The sequence below is a fragment of the Citrobacter sp. CK185 genome (assembly GCF_030333565.1).
GTDB classification, from domain to species: domain Bacteria; phylum Pseudomonadota; class Gammaproteobacteria; order Enterobacterales; family Enterobacteriaceae; genus Citrobacter_B; species Citrobacter_B koseri.
In genome coordinates this window covers 48,888-70,681 of sequence record NZ_JAOWFR010000023.1, presented here as the reverse complement: position 1 = coordinate 70,681, position 21,794 = coordinate 48,888, and the positions used below count along the sequence as shown (strand labels likewise).

General features: G+C 53.7%; 24 protein-coding genes. 16 read left to right on the top strand and 8 right to left on the bottom strand.

The features are described 5' to 3' along the window. Positions 1–11: 11 nt before the first annotated feature. The 4 genes from OGV79_RS08015 (at position 12) to OGV79_RS08000 (ending at position 3,964) form a co-directional block, all read left to right on the top strand. Positions 12–500 carry a YbjO family protein gene (locus OGV79_RS08015; protein ID WP_112002244.1) on the top strand — a complete coding sequence of 163 codons (489 nt, stop codon included), beginning with the start codon at positions 12–14 and terminating at the stop codon, positions 498–500. Positions 501–540: 40 nt separating this feature from the next. Next, positions 541–1,671, top strand: coding sequence for a 23S rRNA (uracil(747)-C(5))-methyltransferase RlmC (gene rlmC / locus OGV79_RS08010; protein WP_112002222.1), 1,131 nt, complete (start codon positions 541–543; stop codon positions 1,669–1,671). Between the two features lie 132 nt (positions 1,672–1,803). Next, complete coding sequence (locus OGV79_RS08005; RefSeq protein WP_047457883.1) at positions 1,804–2,511, top strand: response regulator transcription factor; 708 nt, start codon at positions 1,804–1,806, stop codon at positions 2,509–2,511. Beyond that, positions 2,495–3,964, top strand: a complete 1,470-nt coding sequence (locus OGV79_RS08000; protein ID WP_049009774.1) for a sensor histidine kinase — start codon at positions 2,495–2,497, stop codon at positions 3,962–3,964. The genes OGV79_RS08005 and OGV79_RS08000 overlap by 17 nt, the downstream gene beginning before the upstream one ends. Positions 3,965–4,001: 37 nt before the next feature. On the opposite strand, the gene artJ is transcribed toward OGV79_RS08000, so the two are convergent. The 6 genes from artJ to OGV79_RS07970 all read right to left on the bottom strand — a co-directional run bounded on the left by artJ (position 4,002) and on the right by OGV79_RS07970 (position 8,770). Then, positions 4,002–4,733, bottom strand: a complete 732-nt coding sequence (gene artJ / locus OGV79_RS07995; RefSeq protein WP_112002224.1) for an arginine ABC transporter substrate-binding protein ArtJ — start codon at positions 4,731–4,733, stop codon at positions 4,002–4,004. Positions 4,734–4,993: 260 nt separating this feature from the next. Beyond that, a complete protein-coding gene (gene artM, locus OGV79_RS07990) occupies positions 4,994–5,662 on the bottom strand; it encodes an arginine ABC transporter permease ArtM (protein ID WP_012133092.1) in 669 nt (222 codons plus the stop codon). Next, the gene (gene artQ / locus OGV79_RS07985) at positions 5,662–6,378 is read right to left on the bottom strand and encodes an arginine ABC transporter permease ArtQ (RefSeq protein ID WP_012133091.1); all 717 of its coding nucleotides are present in this window, start codon (positions 6,376–6,378) and stop codon (positions 5,662–5,664) included. Before artQ ends, artM begins: the two co-directional genes overlap by 1 nt. Before the next feature lie 6 nt (positions 6,379–6,384). Then, entirely contained in the window at positions 6,385–7,116 is a 732-nt protein-coding gene (gene artI, locus OGV79_RS07980; RefSeq protein WP_024130494.1) for an arginine ABC transporter substrate-binding protein ArtI, read from the bottom strand. Positions 7,117–7,133: 17 nt separating this feature from the next. Continuing rightward, positions 7,134–7,862 (bottom strand): arginine ABC transporter ATP-binding protein ArtP, encoded by a 729-nt coding sequence (gene artP, locus OGV79_RS07975; RefSeq protein ID WP_024130493.1) that lies wholly within the window; start codon positions 7,860–7,862, stop codon positions 7,134–7,136. Positions 7,863–8,254: 392 nt separating this feature from the next. Then, a complete protein-coding gene (locus tag OGV79_RS07970) occupies positions 8,255–8,770 on the bottom strand; it encodes a lipoprotein (RefSeq protein ID WP_104868864.1) in 516 nt (171 codons plus the stop codon). 127 nt (positions 8,771–8,897) lie between these two features. Here OGV79_RS07970 and OGV79_RS07965 point away from each other — a divergent pair, with 127 nt between their 5' ends. From OGV79_RS07965 to OGV79_RS07955, 3 genes are all read left to right on the top strand, one after another. After that, the gene (locus OGV79_RS07965) at positions 8,898–9,221 is read left to right on the top strand and encodes a heavy metal-binding domain-containing protein (RefSeq protein WP_012133087.1); all 324 of its coding nucleotides are present in this window, start codon (positions 8,898–8,900) and stop codon (positions 9,219–9,221) included. Next, positions 9,218–10,045, top strand: a complete 828-nt coding sequence (locus OGV79_RS07960; RefSeq protein ID WP_286468218.1) for an N-acetylmuramoyl-L-alanine amidase — start codon at positions 9,218–9,220, stop codon at positions 10,043–10,045. Before OGV79_RS07965 ends, OGV79_RS07960 begins: the two co-directional genes overlap by 4 nt. Positions 10,046–10,337: 292 nt before the next feature. Then, positions 10,338–10,961 carry a helix-turn-helix domain-containing protein gene (locus tag OGV79_RS07955; RefSeq protein WP_012133085.1) on the top strand — a complete coding sequence of 208 codons (624 nt, stop codon included), beginning with the start codon at positions 10,338–10,340 and terminating at the stop codon, positions 10,959–10,961. An 86-nt stretch (positions 10,962–11,047) separates the two neighbouring features. Here OGV79_RS07955 and OGV79_RS07950 read toward each other — a convergent pair whose 3' ends face one another. Together OGV79_RS07950 and OGV79_RS07945 are read right to left on the bottom strand one after the other, a co-directional pair. Beyond that, positions 11,048–11,548: a type II secretion system protein GspB, cryptic system variant gene (locus OGV79_RS07950; RefSeq protein ID WP_071259573.1), complete on the bottom strand. Its 501-nt coding sequence runs from the start codon at positions 11,546–11,548 to the stop codon at positions 11,048–11,050. Continuing rightward, positions 11,548–13,125, bottom strand: a complete 1,578-nt coding sequence (locus OGV79_RS07945) for an ExeA family protein (protein WP_286468217.1) — start codon at positions 13,123–13,125, stop codon at positions 11,548–11,550. Before OGV79_RS07945 ends, OGV79_RS07950 begins: the two co-directional genes overlap by 1 nt. A gap of 300 nt (positions 13,126–13,425) precedes the next feature. Between OGV79_RS07945 and gspC the strand changes: the two genes are divergently transcribed. From gspC to gspK, 9 genes are read left to right on the top strand one after another with little or no spacing between them, the layout of a single operon-like run. After that, a complete protein-coding gene (gene gspC / locus OGV79_RS07940) occupies positions 13,426–14,157 on the top strand; it encodes a type II secretion system protein GspC (protein ID WP_047463719.1) in 732 nt (243 codons plus the stop codon). A 13-nt stretch (positions 14,158–14,170) separates the two neighbouring features. After that, positions 14,171–16,093, top strand: a complete 1,923-nt coding sequence (gene gspD / locus OGV79_RS07935; RefSeq protein WP_114848470.1) for a type II secretion system secretin GspD — start codon at positions 14,171–14,173, stop codon at positions 16,091–16,093. A 14-nt stretch (positions 16,094–16,107) separates the two neighbouring features. After that, positions 16,108–17,586 carry a type II secretion system ATPase GspE gene (gene gspE / locus OGV79_RS07930; RefSeq protein WP_114848469.1) on the top strand — a complete coding sequence of 493 codons (1,479 nt, stop codon included), beginning with the start codon at positions 16,108–16,110 and terminating at the stop codon, positions 17,584–17,586. Next, on the top strand, positions 17,586–18,794 hold the full coding sequence (gene gspF / locus OGV79_RS07925) for a type II secretion system inner membrane protein GspF (protein ID WP_104868859.1): 1,209 nt from the start codon (positions 17,586–17,588) through the stop codon (positions 18,792–18,794). The genes gspE and gspF overlap by 1 nt, the downstream gene beginning before the upstream one ends. Positions 18,795–18,796: 2 nt before the next feature. Then, a complete protein-coding gene (gene gspG / locus OGV79_RS07920; protein ID WP_012133075.1) occupies positions 18,797–19,246 on the top strand; it encodes a type II secretion system major pseudopilin GspG in 450 nt (149 codons plus the stop codon). Continuing rightward, positions 19,246–19,731, top strand: coding sequence for a type II secretion system minor pseudopilin GspH (gene gspH, locus OGV79_RS07915; RefSeq protein ID WP_012133074.1), 486 nt, complete (start codon positions 19,246–19,248; stop codon positions 19,729–19,731). Before gspG ends, gspH begins: the two co-directional genes overlap by 1 nt. Then, complete coding sequence (gene gspI, locus OGV79_RS07910) at positions 19,724–20,104, top strand: type II secretion system minor pseudopilin GspI (protein ID WP_104868858.1); 381 nt, start codon at positions 19,724–19,726, stop codon at positions 20,102–20,104. The genes gspH and gspI overlap by 8 nt, the downstream gene beginning before the upstream one ends. Further along, positions 20,101–20,766 carry a type II secretion system minor pseudopilin GspJ gene (gene gspJ, locus OGV79_RS07905; protein ID WP_047457854.1) on the top strand — a complete coding sequence of 222 codons (666 nt, stop codon included), beginning with the start codon at positions 20,101–20,103 and terminating at the stop codon, positions 20,764–20,766. Before gspI ends, gspJ begins: the two co-directional genes overlap by 4 nt. Next, the gene (gene gspK, locus OGV79_RS07900; RefSeq protein WP_286468216.1) at positions 20,763–21,779 is read left to right on the top strand and encodes a type II secretion system minor pseudopilin GspK; all 1,017 of its coding nucleotides are present in this window, start codon (positions 20,763–20,765) and stop codon (positions 21,777–21,779) included. The genes gspJ and gspK overlap by 4 nt, the downstream gene beginning before the upstream one ends. Positions 21,780–21,794 lie beyond the last annotated feature (15 nt).

Genomic DNA, 21,794 nt, shown 5'->3' with positions numbered 1-21,794 from the left:
GTAACGTTTTCATGGAAGACGATTCGTTGGGATTTTTTAAGAAATCATCCTCATCACATGCCCGTTTAAATGTACCCACGCTGGTGCAGGTGGCGGCGCTCGCGATTATTTTGATCCGCTGCCTCGATTTGCTGATGATTTTTAACACGCTCGGCATGCGGGGAATGGGGGAGTTTATTCATCGCAGCGTGCAAACCTGGAATCTGACGCTGGTGTTTTTAGGCAGCCTGGCGCTGGTCTTTACTGAAATATATTGCGCGTTTTCGCTGGTGAAAGGGCGCAACTGGGCGCGCTGGGTGTACCTGCTCACGCAGGTTATTGCCGCAGGTTATCTGTGGGCGGCGTCGTTGGGCTATGGCTACCCGGAACTGTTCAGTATTGCCGGGGAGTCGAAACGCGAAATTTTGCACACGCTGGTGATGCAGAAATTGCCAGACATGCTGGTTCTGATGCTGCTCTTTATCCCTGCGGGCAGCAGGCGGTTCTTCCGTTTGCAATAACGTGTATAATCCTCGCCCCTGGTAATATGAAGGTCTTTGTATGCAGTGCGCACTCTACGACGCCGGTCGCTGTCGATCCTGTCAGTGGATAGTCCAGCCGATCCGCGATCAACTCTCCGCCAAAACCGCCGATCTGAAGGGGCTGCTTGCCGATTTTTCAGTTGAACAGTGGTGTGCGCCGGTCAGCGGCCCGGAACAGGCCTTTCGTAATAAAGCCAAAATGGTGGTCAGCGGCAGCGTGGAAAAGCCGCTGTTAGGCATGTTGCATCGCGATGGCACCCCGGAGGATTTGAGCGACTGTCCGCTCTATCCCGACACGTTTGCTCCCGTTTTCGCCACGCTGAAGCCGTTCATCGCCCGTGCCGGGTTAACGCCTTACAATGTGGCGCGCAAACGCGGCGAGCTGAAATACATCCTGCTGACGGAAAGTCAGTTCGATGGCGGTATGATGCTGCGGTTCGTGCTGCGCTCAGAAACCAAACTGGCGCAGCTGCGCGCGGCGCTGCCGTGGCTACAGGCGCAGTTACCGCAGCTGAAGGTTATTACCGCGAATATTCAACCGGTACACATGGCGATTATGGAAGGGGAAACGGAGATCTTCCTGACGGAGCAGCAGGCGCTGGCAGAACGTTTTAACGATGTGCCGCTGTGGATCCGTCCGCAGAGCTTTTTCCAGACCAACCCGGTCGTTGCGAGCCATCTGTATGCGACAGCGCGTGACTGGGTGCGTCAGCTGCCTGTTCATCATATGTGGGATCTGTTTTGCGGCGTCGGGGGATTTGGTTTGCACTGCGCCACCCCGGAAATGACGTTGACGGGCATTGAGATCGCACCAGAGGCAATCGCCTGCGCGAAGCAATCCGCCGTGGAACTGGGGCTGACGAATCTTCATTTTCAGGCGCTGGACTCCACCCGATTCGCCACCGCGCAAGGAGAGGTGCCGGAACTGGTGCTGGTGAACCCGCCGCGTCGCGGCATTGGAAAAGCCCTGTGCGACTATCTTAGCCAGATGGCGCCGGAATACATCATCTACTCCAGCTGCAACGCGCAGACGATGGCAAAGGACATTGCCAACTTGCCGGGCTACCGTATTGAGCGTGTTCAGCTTTTCGATATGTTCCCGCATACCGCGCATTATGAAGTGTTAACGCTGTTGACCAAAGCACGCTGACCGGTAGGCCGGGTAAAGCGAAGCCGCCGCCTGGCGCAACGTCCGCACAAAGTTCAACAAAATGTGAACTCTTCCCCCCTGTGAAATCGGGTAAGCTTAAGTCATTGGCATTGAGAGAATGAAGGCTTACCCATGAAGCAGATCCTGCTGGTGGAAGATGACCACGACATCGCGGCGCTCCTGCGCCTCAATCTAGAAGACGAAGGCTACGCCATTACTCACCAACCGGATGGGGGTAAGGCGTTACAGTGCCTTGAAACCCAACCCTGGGATGCCGTGATCCTCGACCTGATGCTCCCCAACGTTGACGGTCTGGAGATTTGTCGTCGCATCCGTCAGATGACCCGCTACCTGCCGGTGATTATTATCAGCGCCCGCAGCAGCGAAACGGACCGCATTACCGGGCTGGAAACCGGGGCAGATGATTACCTGGCAAAACCCTTCTCGGTGCAGGAGCTGATCGCGCGCATCAAAGCGCTGTTTCGCCGTCAGCAGGCTATGGGGCAGGCACAGACTGCCGGGCATATTCAGGCTCATGGCCTGACGCTTGATCCGCTGGCGCGTACGGTGCGCCTGCACGGTCAGGACGTGGACCTCACGCCGCGTGAATTTGAGCTGCTGTACTTCTTTGCCCGTCATCCTGGAGAAGTCTTTTCGCGTCTGGCGCTGCTGGAACAGGTCTGGGGCTATCAGCACGAAGGGTATGAGCACACCGTCAACACCCACATTAATCGCCTGCGTATCAAGATTGAAAAAGATGCCGCTGAACCGGAGATTATTCGTACCGTCTGGGGCAAAGGTTACAAATTTGCGGAGCTGAACCATGATGCGGCGCTTTAGCCTGAGCCAGCGGCTGACGCTGCTGTTCATTCTGCTGCTGATGCTCTGCGCTACCGTTGCCTGCGCGGTGCAACTCTACAGCAGCATGCAGTACGGCAACGCGATGGTGCAGCGGCTGTCCGGCGGGCTGGCGCAACAGATTGTGCAGCGTGAACCCATTCTGGATGCGCAGGGCAGGGTTGACCGCAGCGTGCTGAAGCCGCTGTTTGACCGCCTGATGACCTTTAACCCGAGCGTTGAGCTGTATGTCGTCTCCTCTGATGGCGAACTGCTGGCCGATGCCGCGCCGCCGGGCCATATCCAGCGGCAAAAGATCGATATTAGTCCATTGCAAACGTTTCTCAGCGGCGCAGCGATGCCCGTCTATGGCGACGATCCGCGTAGTCAGAGTCAGAAGGTTTTCAGCGTTACCCCTTTACGTCAGGATGGTGAGCTTAAAGGCTATTTGTACATCATCCTGCAAGGTGAAGAGTCAAATGCGCTGGCAGAAATGGCCTGGCATAAAGCACTCTGGAGTACGGTGTTGTGGTCCCTGCTATGGGTGGCGCTGTTCGGCCTGCTGGCGGGGTTACTGATCTGGTACTGGGTGACGCGCCCGGTAAAACGCCTGACGATGGACGTTGCCGGGCTGGAGCAGGACAGCATTACCGCCATCAAACAGCTGGCGGCACAGCAGCCGGAAACCACGGTGAATGATGAAGTTGCGGTGCTGCGCAATACTTTTATCGAGCTGGCGCGCAAAATCGCCGGTCAGTGGGATCAACTGGCCGACAGCGACCGGCAGCGCCGGGAGTTTATCGCCAATATCTCGCATGACTTACGCACGCCGCTGACGTCATTGCTGGGCTACCTGGAAACGTTATCGCTTAAATCCGCTACGCTGACGCCGCAAGAAACGCAGCAATATCTCGCCACTGCGCTGCGTCAGGGGCACAAGGTGCGGCACCTGTCGCAGCAGCTTTTCGAGCTGGCGCGGCTTGAGCATGGCAGCATTAAACCGCAACTGGAGCGCTTTGCTATTGGTGAGCTGATTCAGGATGTGGCGCAAAAATTCGATCTGACAATAGAGACCCGGCAGTTGCATTTGCAGGTCGATATGCCGCATTCCCTGCCGCTTATCAATGCTGACGTCTCAATGATAGAGCGGGTAGTGACGAATCTGCTGGATAACGCCGTGCGCCATTCGCCGCAGGGGAGCACTATCCGGCTGAAGGTGTGGCAGGAGGAGGCGCAGCTACAGGTAGAGGTCAGCGACAGCGGGCCAGGTATTGACGAAGCGTTGCGTGAACAACTGTTCCAGCGACCATCGGTGCTGGGGCATCAGGCGTCGCGGGAAGATCGCGGAGGGTTAGGGCTGCTGATTGTAAGACGGATGCTGGAACTGCACGGCGGTGGGATCAGGCTGATGGATTCAGTGAGTGGCGCGCGGTTTAGGTTCTTTGTGCCCTTATAGAATTGCCGGATGGCGCTGCGCCATCCGGCAAGGAAGATTACTGCGGGAACCACTGATCGCTGATTTTCTGATAAGTGCCATCAGCTTTGATTGCCGCCAGCGCGGCGTTCAGTTTTTCCAGCAGCGCTTTATTATCCGGGCGCACAGCGATGCCAAGGCCGGTGCCGAAGTATTGCGGATCGGTCACTTTTTCTGTTGCCGCGCCCAGTTGCGGATTGGTTTTCAGCCACTCATTCACCACGGCGGTATCGCCGAATACGCCATCAATACGGCCATTTTTCAGGTCGATAATCGCATTCTGGTAGCTGTCATAAGCCACGGTTTTCACTTCAGGATGCTTATCTTGCAGGTATTTCTGGTGCGTGGTGCCGTTTTCCATGCCGATACGTTTCCCTTTCAGGTCGGCAAAGGTTTTATAGCTGTCTTTTTTCGCAATCACCAGCGCAGAGTTGGCATAGTAAGGGCTGGTGAACGTCACCTGTTTGCTACGCTCAGGGGTAATATCCATACCAGAGATAACCGCGTCATATTTTTTGAATTTCAGCGCCGGGATCAGGCTGTCAAACGCGTGGTTGGTAAAAGTACAGTCGGCCTGCATTTGTTTGCATAACGCAGTCGCCAGATCGATATCGAAACCGACGATTTTATTGCTCGCATCCAGTGATTCGAACGGCGGGTAAGTGGCGGAAACGCCGAAATTGATTTTATCGGCAGCTGAGGCGCCAGCGGCGAAAGTAGCGAGTAATGCGGCCAGAACTAACTTTTTCATGGTGGAACTCCCGTCTGTCAATCTTATGATTATTCACCGTGTCTGCGGCATGGGTTTACAATGCCATTTAATGAATTTATATGCAATAAAAATGATTAAGTATTTTTATTGTTATAAAAAAGACGGACAGTTTAGTGGTTTGTCCGTCTTTATGATTTCGTTTTATGCATTTATGTCGATGATTTTGTAGGCTGGATAAGGCGCTTGCGCCATTGCCTGATGGCGACGCTGATGCATCTTATCAGGCCTACATGGTGTTCTTAATTCCTGCGCTCAAACGCCAGCGCTTTACGCTCGATGAGGCGCATCAGCAAGGTTAGCAAACCGTTGACGATCAGATAAATCACGCCAGCTGCGCCAAACACCATCACATCGTAGGTACGACCGTACAGCAACTGGCCGTGGCCCATCACTTCCATCAGCGTAATGGTGTACGCCAGGGAGGTGCTTTTGAAGACCAGCACCACCTCATTGGAGTAAGAGGAGAGGGCGCGTTTAAACGCGTACGGCAGCAGGATCGCCAGGGTATCTTTTTTGCTCATCCCCAGCGCGCCGCAGGACTGCCACTGGCCTTCCGGGATCGCACGGATCGCGCCATAGAACAGCTGCGTGGTATAGGCCGCGCTGTTGAGCGACAGGGCAAGTAAGGCGCATAGCCACGGCTCGGACAGCAGATGCCAGAGTACCGGGTAATCCTGTAACGACGGGAATTGCCCCGGGCCGTAGTAGATCAGGAAGATTTGCACCAGCAGCGGCGTACCGGTAAACAGCGTAATGTAGCCGCGAACCAGCCATACCAGCACCGGCGTTTTCAGCGTCAGAATGATGGTGAAAATCAGCGCCAGGATCAGCGCGACGATGATAGACGCAACCGTCAGCGTCAGGCTGGTGTGCAGCCCTTTCATCAGTTCAGGTAAATACTCAAACATCAGCCTGGTCTCCGCTCAAAACGTGTCGCGCGCAGGTCAATGCGTTTGAGAATGTACTGACTCACCAGCGTAATCACCAGATAGATAGCCGCAGCCACAATGTACCAGGTGAACGGCTCCTGAGTGCGCGTGGCGATGCTTTTTGTTTGCAGCATCAGATCGTTCACGCTGATAAGGCTAACCAGCGCGGTATCTTTCAGCAATACCAGCCACTGGTTGCCCAGCCCTGGCAGCGCATGACGCCACATTTGCGGCATCACCAGGCGGAAGAAAATCGCGGTTTTTGATAAGCCCAACGCCTGACCGGATTCCCACTGTCCAGACGGAACCGCTTTCAGCGCGCCGCGCAGCGTTTGCGACGCGTATGCCGCATACAGCAACGACAGCGCGATGACGCCGCACAGGAACGGACTGACGTCGAAGTCTTCAATCTGCATCTGCAACGGGATTTGCACAAACCCCAGGTTGATGGTGAAGCCATCAGACAGCATCAGCAGAAGCTGAGAGGAACCGAAATAGATAAACAGCACCACCAGAATTTCCGGCAGGCCGCGCAGAATCGTGACCACTGCGGAACCTGTCCAGGCTATCGGGCGCCATTTTACGGACTCCCAGACGGCAAAAATCATAGCGAGGACGAGGCCGATGATCAGCGCACAAACGGCAAGGCCGACGGTCATCCCGGCGGCGCTTGCTAAAGGAAAAAATTCGTTCATCAAGTCTTACTTCTGGAACCATTTGTTGTAGATGGTTTCGTACGTGCCATCTTGCTTCACTTTTTCCAGAGCAGTATTGAATTTCTGCTGTAGTTCCGTGTTGCCCTGGCGTACCGCGATGCCGAGGCCGGTGCCGAAGTAATCTTTGTCGGTCACTTTATCGCCAACCGGCGCCAGCTTCGGATTATCTTTCAGCCATTCAGTGACCACGGCGGTGTCGCCGAACACGCCGTCAATACGACCATTTTGCAGATCCAGCTTCGCGTTCTGGTAGCTGTCATAAGGCACGGTGGTGATTTCCGGGTGCTTATCCATGATGAACTTCTGGTGGGTAGTGCCATTCTGTACGCCCACTTTTTTGCCTTTCAGCTGATCGATGCTGGTGTATTTACCCTGCTGACCGATGAACAGCGCGGAGTTGTCATAGTAAGGCGTGGTGAACAGAACCTGCTTTTCACGCTCAGGCGTGATGTCCATACCGGCCATCACCGCGTCGAAACGACGGAACTTCAGGCTTGGGATCAGGCTGTCAAACGCCTGGTTGGTAAAGGTGCAGGTCGCGTCAATCTCTTTACACAGCGCATTGGCCAGATCGACGTCAAAGCCGACGATTTTGTTACTGGCATCCATAGATTCGAACGGAGGGTAGGATGCTTCCGTGGCGAAACGGATGGTTTGAGCTGCTGTAGCGGAAAGGCTAAAGCCTGCAATTAGCGCGGCAATCAGAACTTTTTTCATTGTCATTGTCCCGAATCTTAGTGAGATAAATAGTTTTTGAATGCATCGGTCTGCGGGTTTGCAAAGCAGCTCGCATCCCCTTGCTCGACGATGTGACCGTTTTCCATATAGATCACCCGGCTGGCGGTTTTACGCGCCACTTCTACTTCGTGAGTGACGATCACCTGGGTAATTTTGGTTTCCGCCAGTTCACGAATAATACTGACGATTTGCGCGGTGATTTCCGGGTCCAGCGCGGCGGTTGGCTCGTCAAACAGCAGCACCTGTGGCTCCATCATTAACGCACGGGCGATAGCCACACGCTGTTGCTGACCGCCGGAAAGATGCAGAGGATAGCGATCGCTGTAAGGTTTCAGACGCAGACGTTCCAGCAGTTTCTCGGCACGCGCCAGCGCCTGGTCTTTTGACAGACCCAGCACGCGGCAGGGCGCTTCAATCAGGTTTTGTTGTACCGTGAGATGCGGCCAGAGATTGTATTGCTGAAAAACCATGCCTACGTTCTGGCGCAATTCACGAATCGCCTTATCGGAAGGCGTTTTCGTGAAGTCGAAATGATTTCCTGCGATAGTGAGCGTGCCGGAGCGCGGCATCTCAAGCAGATTGAGTACACGCAGCAGCGAGCTTTTACCCGCTCCGCTTGGGCCAAGTAACACCAGCGTTTCGCCCTGAGGGCAATCCAGCGTGATATCGAACAGCGCCTGATGCGCGCCGTAGAAGCAATTAATGCCGTTTAATTGAATACTCATTGATTCTCGTATGCTGGCAGTCTGATAACTGTACACGTCATCCTTCATGCTGCCTCTTTGTTGGCTGCTGAGTGACTCGTCTCACCCTGAGACTCGCCCTTACGGACCGTTGCTCGCGACGTTCAAATCTGTTCCTGACAGATTTGTCACTCCAGTCACTTGCCGCCTCGACGCATCATGAATGATTTTGTGTATGTTGAGGCCGCAGATAGTACCTTTGACAGAATAGTTATGCAATATTTATGCGTTAAAAGTTAAATGCAAACCACATTCTTCAATAAACATAGCACAAAATAGCGGGGGAGGTAGGCGGCAAGAATAATTGTCGGCATTCTATGCAGAATGCCAGACAATTTGTGGGGCTTATGATTTATCGACGTTTTGTCGGGTGATCAGCGGTTTTCGACGGACTGGCGCAGCGTACCGGCTGGCGCGTGGACGCTGCCGCCAAGATAACGTACATCATCAATAACCCAGCACTGACCCTCATGGATCATCAGCACTTCGTCGCGCCAGGTCTGGTCGCCTTGCTTCAGCTCCACGCGCAGCGGGATGTTGCGGGCGTCGCGATTAGGAATGGTGGACGCGCTGGCTACGCTGGCGCTATCCGGGAAGGTGGCGCGGCTGGAGAACGGGTCGCTGCTCATCAACTGGCGGTGTTCGCTGTCACGGCTGGCGTCAGAGAGCAGTTTTGCCAGGTTGTCGCTTAAGTAAGGGCGAAGGGCGGTAATGTCGTTAGTACGGTTTTGAATGCGGTAGTCATAAAATTGTTGAGCCACGCTGTCCGGCCCGCCTTCTATGCACGACCCGCTGCGCGGGCCATTGTCTTTATAAGCAGGAGTGACGGTTGTGCAGGCACTGAGCAGCAGTGCGCAAGGGACGAGCAGAGAGAGTTTGCTGTAGCGCATAGTGATTTCCTTATAAGCGATCTGCCAAAAAGCGATCTACGATAATCAATTATATCTTTTCAATGATAGCGTATCGGTCTGATAATGCGTTTGAGATCGAGTGCTTAGGTAAACAAGGAGATCGGCTATGCAGTTTTCGACAACCCCGACGCTGGAAGGGCAAAACATCGTGGAATATTGCGGTGTGGTAACGGGGGAAGCCATTTTGGGCGCCAACATTTTCCGTGACTTCTTCGCGGGTATTCGCGATATCGTTGGCGGACGTTCGGGTTCCTATGAAAAAGAGTTGCGTAAAGCGCGTGAAATCGCTTTTCAGGAACTGGGCGAACAGGCGAAAGCGCTGGGTGCGGATGCGGTTGTGGGCATCGACATTGACTATGAGACCGTAGGCAAAGACAGCAGTATGCTGATGGTGAGCGTCAGCGGGACGGCGGTAAAAACGCGCCGATGAGACGCCTGCTCTGGCTGGTCGTCGCGCTTCTGTTAACCGGGTGCGCGGGCGAGAAAGGGATTATTGATAAAGACGGGTATCAGCTGGATACCCGTCATCAGGCACAGGCGGCGTACCCGCGCATCAAAATCCTGGTCATCCACTACACGGCGGATGACTTTGATACCTCTCTGGCGGCGTTAACGGATAAAAACGTCAGCTCGCACTATTTAATTCCTGCTGTACCGCCGCTTCACCGTGGCAAGCCGCGTATCTGGCAACTGGTGCCAGAGCACGATCTGGCGTGGCACGCGGGCATCAGCTTCTGGCGCGGCGCAACGCGCATCAACGACACGTCCGTTGGTATCGAACTGGAAAATCGCGGCTGGCAAAAGTCGGCGGGAATGAAATACTTCGCCCCGTTTGAACCTGCGCAAATTCAGGCCCTGATCCCACTGGCGAAAGAGATCATTGCCCGCTACGACATTAAGCCGCAAAACGTGGTGGCGCATGCGGATATTGCCCCGCAGCGTAAAGACGATCCCGGCCCTCTGTTCCCCTGGCGCGATCTGGCGGCGCAGGGCATTGGCGCCTGGCCTGATGAACAGCGCGTGGTGTTTTATCTGGCGGGACGCGCGCCCAATACGCCAGTCGATCCCGCATCATTGCTCGACTTGCTTTCGCGTTATGGTTACGAGGTCAAACCGGAGATGACCGCGCGTGAACAGCAGCGGGTGATCATGGCGTTCCAGATGCATTTCCGCCCGGCGTTATGGAACGGGGTGGCGGATGCGCAAACGCAAGCGATTGCTAATGCGTTACTGGAAAAATATGGCCAGAATTAATGGCGCTGGCGTCGTGATAAAAGTCAGTTAACTTGTTTATTTTCATCGAAATTCATTTTGGATAAAAATCAAATTAATCTATGGTTAATTGACTTTAAATTCCCCTCATCTATGATTGATTTTATCAGGAAGATATTTCTTATACGCTAAAAGTCGTGAAACTTAGCGCGCACAATCTTTTTTTTGCTTAATTTTATTTTTAACCAGGTTGAATCAGTGAGTGACATTAAGCTGAGGTTATCACTCGTCGCTTGTCATTAAATTTAAATCAATATTCTTTGAAAGGCATAATATGTTAAGCATTTACGGTAAGAAAATTCGTCCGCATCATGAAATGGAACGTATTATTTCTTTAACGTCAGGTTATAAAGAAAAAACCTTAAAAAAATGGCAGAAAATCACCACCAGTGACTCGGAATATATTCATATTATCGTGAGCGGAGACGTTGAATTTCGCCGTACCTCCGATGAGTTATGTATGTTTACCCTGCAAGGGCAGTGTATCTTTGGGTTATCTGCCATATTTTATGGTTCTCTGCATATGTATGGGCTTGCTCGTACCAATACCGTCGTGCGCTCAATCAAAAAAGATGAGTTTATGCGCCTGTTGACTGAACACAGTTTATGGCCAGATCTCACCAGGGTGCTGTCATGGTATATTTGCCTGCTTAGCAAACGTGATGATGTTTTGGTTGCCCGTAGCGCTTACTCTGTTATTCGTGAATTTTTAATCGAAATTAATGAGCTGATTATTCACCATAACCGTGACATCAATGTATACGACTATATTCAGGAGTATACGAATTTTGCCCGCAGTACGATCATCAAAATTCTCTCTGACCTTAAAAAAGGAAACTATATTGTCATTGAGAAAAGCCGATTAATGTCGATGACGACCTTGCCAGAAAAATATTAATCACATTTCCCATTGTCTCCTCTTCAGCTAATGAAGCGGAGGCCTTTGGGGAGCGCATTAAGACGTAATGATGTTTTCTTGCGTCATCAATCATCGGGCGGTTCCGGTATTTTTCCCTGCTGATAGTCCTCTTTTTGCTCCTGTAACGCTTGCAGGAAACGCGCTTTCAACGATGGCGTCTGTTCTTCCGCGCCGGGCAATGCCCGATCCGAGAGATCGCCTTCCGGCGCTTGCCGCCAGTCGCTGTCTTGACTTACCGGCGCTTCATCCTGCAATGGGGGTAACGCCTGGGGAGCAGGGGCCGGTTTGGGGGCTGGCTGCGGGAATGGCTTCGAAATATAAACATAGTGCATCTCAGAAAGCCGGGTATCCGGGTTTTCCACTTTTGTCGGTTTCGGCTCAGGCGTCGGATGCTGACAGTTCCAGTAAATATGGGCATACAGTCCGGCAATAATAAACGTGCAGAGGGTCAGCAGCCACATCATGGCGCGGAACAGCACTTTTTGGGGCGCCGGAAGGCGCCAGGCAAAATAGACCGCTTCTCCCGTCGTGAAACTGCGCTGTGCAGCAAGGCAAATGGTGGACATTATTTCGTGTTCCCTTGCGTTTTATGTTCCTGCTTCTGGCTTAGTGTTTGCGCCAGTACGCCCGGAACGCTGTTGGTTGCGCGCATTAACTGCATCAGCGTCTCTTCGCCGGCGATGCCGTCGACATGCAGTCCTGCCTTACCCTGAAATTCACGGGTGCGTTTTGCCAGTTCAGCCGTCCAGCTTCGCGAGTGGGTCAGCGGTTCATTCAACGTCTGGCTTAGCGTTTGATCCAGCCACGCCAGGTCTTTATCGCCGCTGGTCGCGCTAATCTCATCTTTCCCTTGCGGCGTTAAACGATGCAAAAGCGTGTAATTTCCGGTGGCGTGTTGATTAAACCAGTGTCTGCTTACCTGCCAGGTTCGGTTATTGATCAGAAGATCGAGCGACTGTTTATCAACGTGGGCCACGACGGCGTAATTCAGGTGATTACCCGTTTTGATCTCTCCTGCCCACGGATAACCTTCCTGTTCCAGCGCCTGTAAAGACGTATTCCCCTGACGACACATCAGGTTCACTCGCGCTGCGTTCTGGCATAGCGCATCGTTCGCGGAAGCATCATAACCCCACATAAGATAGAGCTGATGCATGGCGTCCGACTGATTAACCACCTCATTTTCAATGGTGGGCATAACAGGCGCAGTCGCCTCAGGCAGCGTCTTTTTCCAACTGGCCGGAACCGGCACTTGTTGCGGCAGGCGAGACGCGATCGCGCCGGAAAAGTACCAGCCGCAGCAGGCGAACAGGACGGAGGCAAACAGCCCTGCGGTTGCCAGGCGTTTACCGCGCGGCGTGGGCGGCAGGAGTTCACCGGCAGCCAGGCGTAAATGGCGTGGGGAAACCTGTATCGCCCGCTCGGTCCATGCGGCAAGCAGCGCCAGATGCGCCAGTTTATTGAGTCCGGTCACGCGGCCTTTGGTCAGCGCATGCATTCTGCGCACCCGCGCGGGCGTCAGTGGCGAGGTATCGACGTTTTGTTCGTCCATCTGTGCCCCGACGTAGTCGAGATATTCACGGCAGGTCAGCGAACGTAGCGCAAGGCAGGTATGAACGCGGGGCTGTAAACCAGAATGATCCAGAAGACGGGATTTCTGATCGGGAGAGCCGGTCAGAAGAATCGTGAGCGGGAAGTTCAGCTCTTGCGCCCGCGTCAGCAACATCCCCAGAACATCCCAACAATTATCTTTCATGGCTTGTGCCGTGGAGAGGATCAGCAGTTTGCCTTTTTTATTATGCGAAGGCGTTTCCTCATGCCATTGGCGCAAAATGGCATCAATGGCATAAATTTTGTTTTTACCCTCTTTAACGGCAGGGTTCAGTTTATAGAGCAGCGTACTGGCGCTCAGTTTGGGGAAGGCGTTAATGGCCAGCGCAGGTGTGCCGCCGTTACGCAGTTTTTCCACAAAGGCATTGTCTAATTCAGGTTCGTCAGAAAACAGACCGATGATGCCGGGCACGTTGGTCTTTTCCTGCAACAGGGAAAAGATGTCCTGATGATAATGAACGAAAAACTCCCCCGTTCGCCGGGTGAGTTTGCCAAACGGCTGAGCGGAAAATTTAAAATGATGCTGATACATGGTGTCTCGCTGTACTTTCTGGCTTCTGGAAACGTTGCGCTAAAAATAATTGAGCGGGTTTATTCGGGCAAATACCGGACAGGAGAAAATTACTCTGATTATTTTCGCTAACACCAGTAAGTGAAATCGTCAATGTTTTTCTGCAATAAAGTTGCCGGGAAAGCGAGTGGTCGACTTTCTTGCCGCTCATTACTATTTGCCGCACCGATTGGCGCAGCCGGTGCTGCGAAATTTAGCTTTATTAAAGGCATTTAAATAATGAGGATGCAGCTTTTCTCCCGATTGATTGCACCCTGCGTGATGTTTGTTTTACTGATATTCAGCGGGCATCAAGGGTATGTCGTTTTTAAAAACTATAATAAGGTTACAAACAAGTTAAATAACAGAAAAATTAACGTGCGTAAAAATGACGAAAAAGAAAAGTCATTTGCGCTTTTTCAACCTGCCGTCTGGCAGCGAAATACGCCAGCAGCGGTTAAATCGCCGCTCTCTGCCGAGATTGAAGGCATCGTCAGCAGCGATGAAAAATGGCTATCGTTTGCCGTTATTAAAACGCCTGCGGGACAGCAAAGTTATCGCGAAGGCGAAAGCCTCGTGGGAGTGAGTAACGCCTGTATTGAGGAGATCAATAACGACAATGTGGTGGTTAATTATGAAGGTACTACGCAGGTACTGGCATTAAAGAAACCTGATTATTTCAGAGGCGGTGTTGAAAGCGGCCCGCTACAAAAACCGACAAATGATGCCGGTGCAGAGAGCCTGCATCTTAATGATGTCCTGGTGCTAAAACCGTTTATTGAAAAAGGTCGTCTGGAAGGGTACGAAATCAACCCGCGCAATGCTTCGTCTTTCTTTCAGAACAGTGGGCTGGAGAAGGGCGATGTGGTTGTGAAGGTGAACAGTACCGATATGACGAAAGAAGAACAGGCGAAAAGCATCATTGCTGGCTGGTCAAAAATGAAAGAAGCGGCGGTAGTCGTAAGACGTCACGCTCACCTGGAAAATATTCAGGTCAATGTTTTAAACAACTAACAAGTGAATTGCCATGAAGAAATTTCCGTGGGCGTGCGTGGCGCTGACAACTCTGGCGTTATATTCCAGTTCGCTCTTTGCGGCGAATTTTAGCGCCAGCTTTAAAAATACTGATATTCGTGAGTTTATTGATACGGTTGGTCGTAATCTCAATAAAACGATTCTGGTCGATCCGTCGGTACAGGGAACCGTATCGGTTCGGACGTATAACGTCCTGACCGAAGATGAATACTATCAGTTTTTCCTCAGCGTGCTGGATTTGTACGGACTTTCCGTGATTCCGATGGATAACGGCATGGTGAAAGTGGTTCGTTCATCCGTTGCGAGAACCGCGGGAACGCCGATTGCCGACAGCAAAAATCCCGGTAAAGGGGATGAAGTTATTACCCGCGTCGTGCGGATGGAAAATGTACCGGTACGCGAACTGGCGCCGCTGTTGCGCCAGCTGAACGATGCGACCGGTATCGGCAACGTGGTGCACTTTGAGCCGTCGAACGTCCTGCTGCTCACCGGTAAAGCCTCGGTGGTGAACCGCCTGGTCGATCTGGTTCAGCGCGTCGATCGTTCCGGCGTACAGCGGCGCGAAATCGTTCCGCTGCATTACGCCTCCGCGAAGGAACTTTCGGATATGTTGAATAACCTCAACAACGAAGAGCAAAAAGGGCAGAACGCACCGCAACTGGCGACCAAAGTGGTGGCGGATGAGGAGACGAATAGCCTGGTCATTAGCGGCAGCGAAGAAGCGCGGGCGCGTACCCGCACGCTGATAGCGCAGCTTGATCGCGAGCAGAATAACGAGGGGAATACCCGCGTCTTCTACCTGAAATATGCCAATGCCGCCAAAGTGGTGCCGGTGTTAACGGGCATTGGAGAGCAGATGAAGGACAAGCCGGGCGCGGCGAAAAGTAAATCGCCGGTTGCCGCGACCGATCTGAATATTACTGCCGACGAGTCGACAAACTCACTGGTGATCACCGCGCAGCCGAACGTGATGAACTCGCTTGAGAAAGTGATCGACAAGCTGGACATTCGCCGTCCCCAGGTACTGGTGGAAGCCATTATCGCTGAAGTGCAGGATGGCGCCGGAACCGATCTCGGCGTGCAGTGGACGAGCAAACACGGCGGCGTACAGTTTGGCGCAACCGGTCTGCCGATCGGCCAGGTTAAGAACGGGACGATAAAAGGCGTGAATTTTACCGGTATGGCGACAGGTTTCTTTAACGGCGATTTCGGCGCGCTGATGACGGCGCTGTCGACCAACGGCAAAAACGACATTCTCTCCACGCCGAGCGTGGTGACGCTGGATAACAAAGAAGCGTCGTTTAACGTTGGTCAGGATGTGCCGGTGCTTTCTGGTTCGCAGACGACGACGGGCGACAACGTCTTTAACACCGTTGAGCGTAAGACGGTGGGGACGAAGTTGAAGATCCTGCCGCAGATTAATGACGGCGACATGATCCACATGAAGATCGAGCAGGAAGTTTCCAGCGTGGACGCCAGTTCGACGGAGGATTCGTCTTTAGGCCCCACCTTTAACACCCGCACGATCAATAACGAAGTGATGGTTCATAGCGGGCAGACGGTAGTGCTGGGAGGGCTTATCGAAAATGTCACCAAACAGAATGTGTCGAAAGTGCCGCTGCTTGGCGATATTCCTCTGGTGGGGCAACTGTTCCGCTACACCTCGCAGGATACCACCAAACGAAACCTGATGGTCTTTATCCATACCACCGTTCTGCGCGATGACGACAACTACAGCGCCGCGTCGAAAGAGAAATACGACCAGGTGCGCGCGCGCCAGCAGCAGCGTATGGAGGAGAAAAAAATGGGCATCCTGGAGCCGGGTGATAACGCCATTCTGCCCGCGTTCCCGTCGCCCGTAAACACCAGCACTGCTGCGCCAGCCACGGCGTCGCGCAATCCGTTTAAAGAGTAAGCCGGGGGTGTCGCGTGGATGAATTAAGCAAAAATTTGTGCAGCAGCAGCTTCGCAAAAGACAACGGTGTGCTGCTTTATCACAACGACGTATATATCCGTGAGGATGCGCCCGCGTTTGCCCTGCTGGAGATGCGTCGCGTGCTGGGGCGTGCCTTTATGCCGGTAACATTAACGCCAGAAGCGTTTGAAGAGATGCTGGCTAAAATCTGGCAGCAGAATAGCGGTGTTTCGCAGCAGCTGGTTGATGATATGGATGCCAATATCGATCTGATGGCGTTAACCGAGGAGATCCCCGATAACGAGGATTTGCTGGATAACGATGAAAACTCGCCGGTTATCCGTCTGATTAACGCCATTCTTGGCGAGGCGGTGAAGGATGGCGCGTCGGATATCCATATCGAAACCTTTGAGCGCACGCTGAGTATCCGTTTTCGCGTTGATGGCGTGCTGCGTCCTGTATTGCAGCCCGCGCGTAAGCTGGCGCCGCTGCTGGTATCGAGGATTAAGGTGATGTCTAAACTGGATATCGCCGAAAAACGCCTGCCGCAGGACGGTCGCATCTCCCTGCGCATTGGGCGTAAGGCGGTGGATGTGCGTGTCTCAACCATCCCGTCGCAGTATGGCGAGCGGGTGGTCATGCGTCTGCTGGATAAAAGCAACCTGAAGCCGGATATCAATAAGCTGGGGCTGATCGACGAAGAACTGGAACAGCTCAAAGGACTGATTGGCCGCCCGCATGGGATTATCCTGGTGACCGGGCCGACCGGGTCCGGTAAGAGCACGACGCTTTACGCCATCCTCTCGGCGCTAAACGGCCATGAACGCAATATTCTTACCGTTGAAGATCCGATCGAATATGAACTGGAAGGCGTGGGGCAGACGCAGGTTAACCCGCGAGTGGATATGACGTTTGCCCGAGGCCTGCGCGCGATCCTCCGTCAGGACCCGGATGTGGTGATGATCGGTGAAATTCGTGACGGCGAAACCGCGCAGATTGCGGTTCAGGCGTCGCTTACCGGCCATCTGGTCATGTCTACGCTGCATACCAACAGCGCGGCGGGAGCGATTACCCGGTTGCGCGATATGGGGCTGGAGTCGTTTTTAATTGGTTCATCGCTGCTTGGCGTCATTGCCCAGCGTCTGGTTCGTCGGCTGTGTCCTCACTGCCGCGCCGTCAGTCCGCTGGATGATAATGAAAAACCGCTGTTCAGCTTTATGGAGAGCCCCCCCGACGTGATTTATCGCGCCGTGGGGTGTGAACAGTGCCGCCAGAGCGGTTACCAGGGACGCGCCGGTATTCATGAGTTTCTGCTGGTGGACAGCGCGATGCGCCGCGCTATTCATGAAGATAAAGACGAAATGTCGATTGAAACTCAGCTGTTTAAGCAGGCCTACAGCCTGCGGGAAAATGGTTTGTTGAAGGTGATCTCCGGCGTCACCTCGCTGGAGGAAGTGATGCGTGTTACCGCCGAGCGCGGAGGTGACGAATAATGGCCTGGTTCGCATGGACGGCTACGGATGCCGCCGGGAAAACCCGGCGCGGCGCCTTGCAGGCTGAAGGCCCAAAGCAGGTGCGCCAGACGCTGCGCGAACAGAAGCTGATGCCGATCAGCATTACGCTCACCCGCGAGCGCGCCGCCGGAAAGGGGGCTCAGAAAGGCGCAAAACTTTCGACACCGGTGCTCTCAATGTTTACCCGCCAGCTGTCGACGTTGGTTAATGCCGCACTGCCGCTGGAGAGTGCGCTGAAGGCGATTTCTAAGCAGACGGAAGACAAAAAGCTGGCGGTGATGGTCGGTGAGATCCGCGATAAAGTGGTGGAAGGGCACACGCTTTTCGACGCTTTCAGCCAGTTTCCGCGTACTTTCGACAAGCTCTATTGCACGCTGGTGATGGCAGGGGAAAAGACCGGGCATCTCGGCGGCGTGCTGGAAAAGCTGGCTGAATACAACGAACAGCGACAGAAAATGAAAAGCAAGCTGTCGCAGGCGATGGTCTATCCCATCACCCTGACGGTGGTGGCGATTGCGGTTATCTCCATTCTGCTGGTGGCGGTGGTGCCGCAGGTCATCGAACAGTTTGTGCATATGAAGCAGCAGTTGCCCGTCACCACCCGTACCCTGATTGCGGTCAGCGATTTTTTGCAGGCTTACGGAATGGTTATCGGCGGCGGCCTTGTCGGATCGTTTATCGCTTTTAACGCCTGGCTTAAAAAAGAGCGTCATCGTTTTGCATATCACCGCTGGCTGGTGAACCGTTCGCCGCTGAAAAAACTGGTCTGTGCAATAAACAGTGCCCGTTACATCCGCACCCTGAGCATTTTACAAGCCAGTAGCGTGCCGTTGCTGGAAGGTATGTATATCGCGATGGACGGTATTGAGAATCTGTATGCGCGTCAGGTACTGGAACAGGCGGCGGATACCGTGCGTCAGGGCGCGTCATTATATAACGCACTGGAGCAGGCCAGATTATTTCCGCCAACCATGCTTTATATGATTGCTTCTGGCGAAGAGAGCGGCGAACTCGGTTCATTAATGGATCGCGCCGCCGAAAACCAGGAGTCGGCATTACAACATCGCATTACATTAACGCTGTCGGTATTTGAACCGGCGCTGGTGGTGACGATGGCGACGGTGGTTTTATTTATCGTACTGTCAATATTACAACCGCTTCTTCAGCTCAATAATATGGTGGGTTAATTATGTCTGTGAAAAAAAATAGCCTGAAAGGTCAGGCCGGGTTTACTTTGCTCGAATTAATGGTGGTCATCGTTATTCTTGGTGTTCTGGCCAGCATGGTGGTGCCGAATCTGATGGGGAATAAAGAGAAAGCGGATGCGCAAAAAGCGACCAGCGATATTGTCGCACTGGAAGGCTCGCTGGATATGTATAAGCTCGATAACCATCGCTACCCAACCACCGAACAGGGGTTGCAGGCGTTGGTGACGAAGCCGGAGATCGCGCCGATTCCCAACGGCTATCGTGCTGACGGTTATATTCGCCGTCTGCCGCAGGACCCGTGGGGAAATGATTACATTCTGGTTAGCCCTGGCGAACATGGCGCGGTAGATGTTTTCTCCTCCGGCCCGGATGGTGAAGCGAATACCGCCGATGATATAACGAACTGGTCTTTAGATAAAAAAGATAAGTAATGAATAAGCAACGTGGATTTACATTGCTGGAAATTATTCTGGCGCTGGTTATTTTTGCCAGCTGCGCCATGATGGTGGTTTCGACAATACCCTCACGCAGCGGCGCAGATATATTAGGCCAGCAATTACAATCCCTCGTTGAATATGGTTCTGATCGGGCAGTGATGGACGGAAATATAGTCGGGCTGGTGATGACGCCAACGGAATACCAGCTGGTGAAGTGGGCCGGGGAAAACGGCGGGCGTCATTGGGCGCCGCTGACAGCCGGGCGTATTTTCACCCACGGACAGTTTCCTGAAGAGATGCACGTTTCGCTCGCTCCCCAGCGTCTGGCGGCCACGCCTGATGCCGATCCGCAGGTGCTCTTTTTACCGGATGGGGAAATTAGCCGATTCACGCTGACGTTGCAGAGCTATGACAAACAGCACCATTTCCGCGTGGTGTCGCAGGGCGCTTCACCCGTTTTGGTAGAGAACAATGACTAAACCGGAAGCGAAAGAACAGGGCATGACGCTGTTGGAAGTCATGGTGGCGCTGGTGATCTTTTCTACCGCCGCGCTGGCGTTGATGAATTCCGTCTCGCTGAATGTGCGTTTTACGCACGGTCTTGCCGATACGCTACAGGCCAGTTGGGTTGCGGAAAACCAGCTCGCGCAAGCGCAGCTTGCAAAAAGCGTTTTTCCCGACGTCGCTGAAGAAGGCAGTGAAACGATGGGTGGACGCAACTGGAACTGGCGAAAACAGCGGGTGAAAACCGATGACAAGGCGTTTGCCGATGAAGTCCAGGTGTATGCCGAAGGCGAAGAGGGCCAGCCGGTCATCACGCTGCGGGTTGTCCCGCCGAAGGAGCGCAAATGAATACGCCACTCCGTCGCCAGCAAGGTTTTACGCTGCTGGAGATCATGATTGCGCTGACGATTTTTGCCGTGATCAGCACCCTTGCCTGGCAAATCCTTGACGGCGCGATGCGCACCACCACGGCAACGGATGCTGCTGCGACGACGCTTAATCAGCTTCAGCGAGCCTGTAACCTGCTGGAGCGCGATTTCTCTCAGCTCCAGCCGCGCGCGCCGCGCAATGAAACGGATGTGTTCCGTCTGGATCAACATGCCGTTGAGCTGACGACGGTAAGCGGCGTCAGTGGGCAAATTCAGCTGGAACGCGTGCGCTGGCGGCTGGAGGCGCATCGCCTGTGGCGTGATGTCTGGCCTGACATTGATAGTCCGGCTGACGTGAGTCCAGAAGAAGTACCGATTTTAAGCAACGTTAAAGCGATGAAGTGGCGATTCTGGCGACAGGGCTGGCAGACGACATGGGTTGAAACCGCCCATCAGCCGGAAGGCGCCGAACTGACGCTGACGATGGAAAACGGGGATACCTGGCGCTGGGTGTTTATGACGCCGGGAGACATGCCGGAAATCCAGGGAGCAAAGAAAGACGAAAGCGCTGAGGCTGCACAACCCACGCCTGCTGACGTTACGGCATCGGTTCCGCCAGCACGCGGTGGAGAACAGCAATGAACACGCAATCGGCGCAAAAACAGCGCGGCGTCGCGCTGCTGGTGGTGTTGATTTTGCTGGTGATGATGTCAGCGCTGGCGGCAAAGATCGGTCAGCAGTTTTGCCGAAATTTGCAGAAAACCCGCTATCAGGTCAGTCAGCAGCAGCTGCGCTGGGCGATGCAAGGCCAGGCTGCGGCGATAAAAGATCGTCTGCAAACCGACGCCAGCGGTGAGAGCAATGGATTGTCGCCAGAAGGCGCGTGGCACGAACCGCTGGAAACTCAGGGTGAGAACTATACCGTCGTGAGCCAGATTGAGGACGCCCAGACCTGCTTTAACGTGAACAGTCTGCTGGCCATTGACCCTGCGCCTCCTGCGGATAGCGCCGCCGCGCAGCCGACAAAGCCGGTGAAAGAGCAGATCGTTGAACAGTTGCTGATCGACAGCGGCATCAGTACGGCAGCGGCGGAAGAGGTTTATCAACAACTGGTGGATTATCTGGACGCTGACAGCACAACCGCAAAAGAGGCTCTGGAAAGCGATGCCTGGGCGGGCGTGACGCCGCAGCGCCTTCCTGCGAATCAGATGATGCGCACCATCAGCGAGATAAAACGGTTGCCGGGTTTTCCGGTGGCGGCATATCCCCGCGTCAGCAAGGTGCTGTGCGCGCTGCCTGATACGGAGAGCAAAGTGGATGTGAATACCCTGAAGCCCGGGCAGGCGCCGCTGTTGTCTGCGATGTCTGCGGGGACGTTAAGTGAGGATGACGCAGCACGGCTGATTGCCTCGCGCCCGGAAGAAGGGTGGGCGTCGGTTGACGCGTTCAGTAAAACGCTCGAAACAAACTATCCGCAGAGCAAAGCGATCCTCGCGCAGATGCAGGCGTTTGTTGCGGTGAACAGTCACTATTTCCGGGTCGAGAGTACCGGTAATACTGATGATTTAACGCTGCGCGTTGTCAGCCAGATTCATGTCGATCGTGACTCTGGCGAGGTGAGAACCTGGCAACGCCGTTACCGAATGATTGAATAAGAAAAGTCATAGTCT

Bases quoted from the DNA above. Each gene is read 5' to 3' on its own strand.
- gspK (WP_286468216.1), top strand. From the start codon at position 20,763: ATGAACACGCAATCGGCGCAAAAACAGCGCGGCGTCGCGCTGCTGGTG.
- gspH (WP_012133074.1), top strand. From the start codon at position 19,246: ATGAATAAGCAACGTGGATTTACATTGCTGGAAATTATTCTGGCGCTG.
- gspJ (WP_047457854.1), top strand. From the start codon at position 20,101: ATGAATACGCCACTCCGTCGCCAGCAAGGTTTTACGCTGCTGGAGATC.
- rlmC (WP_112002222.1), top strand. From the start codon at position 541: ATGCAGTGCGCACTCTACGACGCCGGTCGCTGTCGATCCTGTCAGTGG.
- gspC (WP_047463719.1), top strand. From the start codon at position 13,426: ATGTTTGTTTTACTGATATTCAGCGGGCATCAAGGGTATGTCGTTTTT.
- OGV79_RS07970 (WP_104868864.1), bottom strand. From the start codon at position 8,770: ATGCGCTACAGCAAACTCTCTCTGCTCGTCCCTTGCGCACTGCTGCTC.
- OGV79_RS07950 (WP_071259573.1), bottom strand. From the start codon at position 11,548: ATGTCCACCATTTGCCTTGCTGCACAGCGCAGTTTCACGACGGGAGAA.
- gspF (WP_104868859.1), top strand. From the start codon at position 17,586: ATGGCCTGGTTCGCATGGACGGCTACGGATGCCGCCGGGAAAACCCGG.
- OGV79_RS07955 (WP_012133085.1), top strand. From the start codon at position 10,338: ATGTTAAGCATTTACGGTAAGAAAATTCGTCCGCATCATGAAATGGAA.
- artI (WP_024130494.1), bottom strand. From the start codon at position 7,116: ATGAAAAAAGTTCTGATTGCCGCGCTAATTGCAGGCTTTAGCCTTTCC.
- artM (WP_012133092.1), bottom strand. From the start codon at position 5,662: ATGTTTGAGTATTTACCTGAACTGATGAAAGGGCTGCACACCAGCCTG.
- gspD (WP_114848470.1), top strand. From the start codon at position 14,171: ATGAAGAAATTTCCGTGGGCGTGCGTGGCGCTGACAACTCTGGCGTTA.
- OGV79_RS08005 (WP_047457883.1), top strand. From the start codon at position 1,804: ATGAAGCAGATCCTGCTGGTGGAAGATGACCACGACATCGCGGCGCTC.
- OGV79_RS08015 (WP_112002244.1), top strand. From the start codon at position 12: ATGGAAGACGATTCGTTGGGATTTTTTAAGAAATCATCCTCATCACAT.
- artP (WP_024130493.1), bottom strand. From the start codon at position 7,862: ATGAGTATTCAATTAAACGGCATTAATTGCTTCTACGGCGCGCATCAG.
- artJ (WP_112002224.1), bottom strand. From the start codon at position 4,733: ATGAAAAAGTTAGTTCTGGCCGCATTACTCGCTACTTTCGCCGCTGGC.
- gspG (WP_012133075.1), top strand. From the start codon at position 18,797: ATGTCTGTGAAAAAAAATAGCCTGAAAGGTCAGGCCGGGTTTACTTTG.
- OGV79_RS07960 (WP_286468218.1), top strand. From the start codon at position 9,218: ATGAGACGCCTGCTCTGGCTGGTCGTCGCGCTTCTGTTAACCGGGTGC.
- artQ (WP_012133091.1), bottom strand. From the start codon at position 6,378: ATGAACGAATTTTTTCCTTTAGCAAGCGCCGCCGGGATGACCGTCGGC.
- OGV79_RS07965 (WP_012133087.1), top strand. From the start codon at position 8,898: ATGCAGTTTTCGACAACCCCGACGCTGGAAGGGCAAAACATCGTGGAA.
- gspI (WP_104868858.1), top strand. From the start codon at position 19,724: ATGACTAAACCGGAAGCGAAAGAACAGGGCATGACGCTGTTGGAAGTC.
- OGV79_RS07945 (WP_286468217.1), bottom strand. From the start codon at position 13,125: ATGTATCAGCATCATTTTAAATTTTCCGCTCAGCCGTTTGGCAAACTC.
- OGV79_RS08000 (WP_049009774.1), top strand. From the start codon at position 2,495: ATGATGCGGCGCTTTAGCCTGAGCCAGCGGCTGACGCTGCTGTTCATT.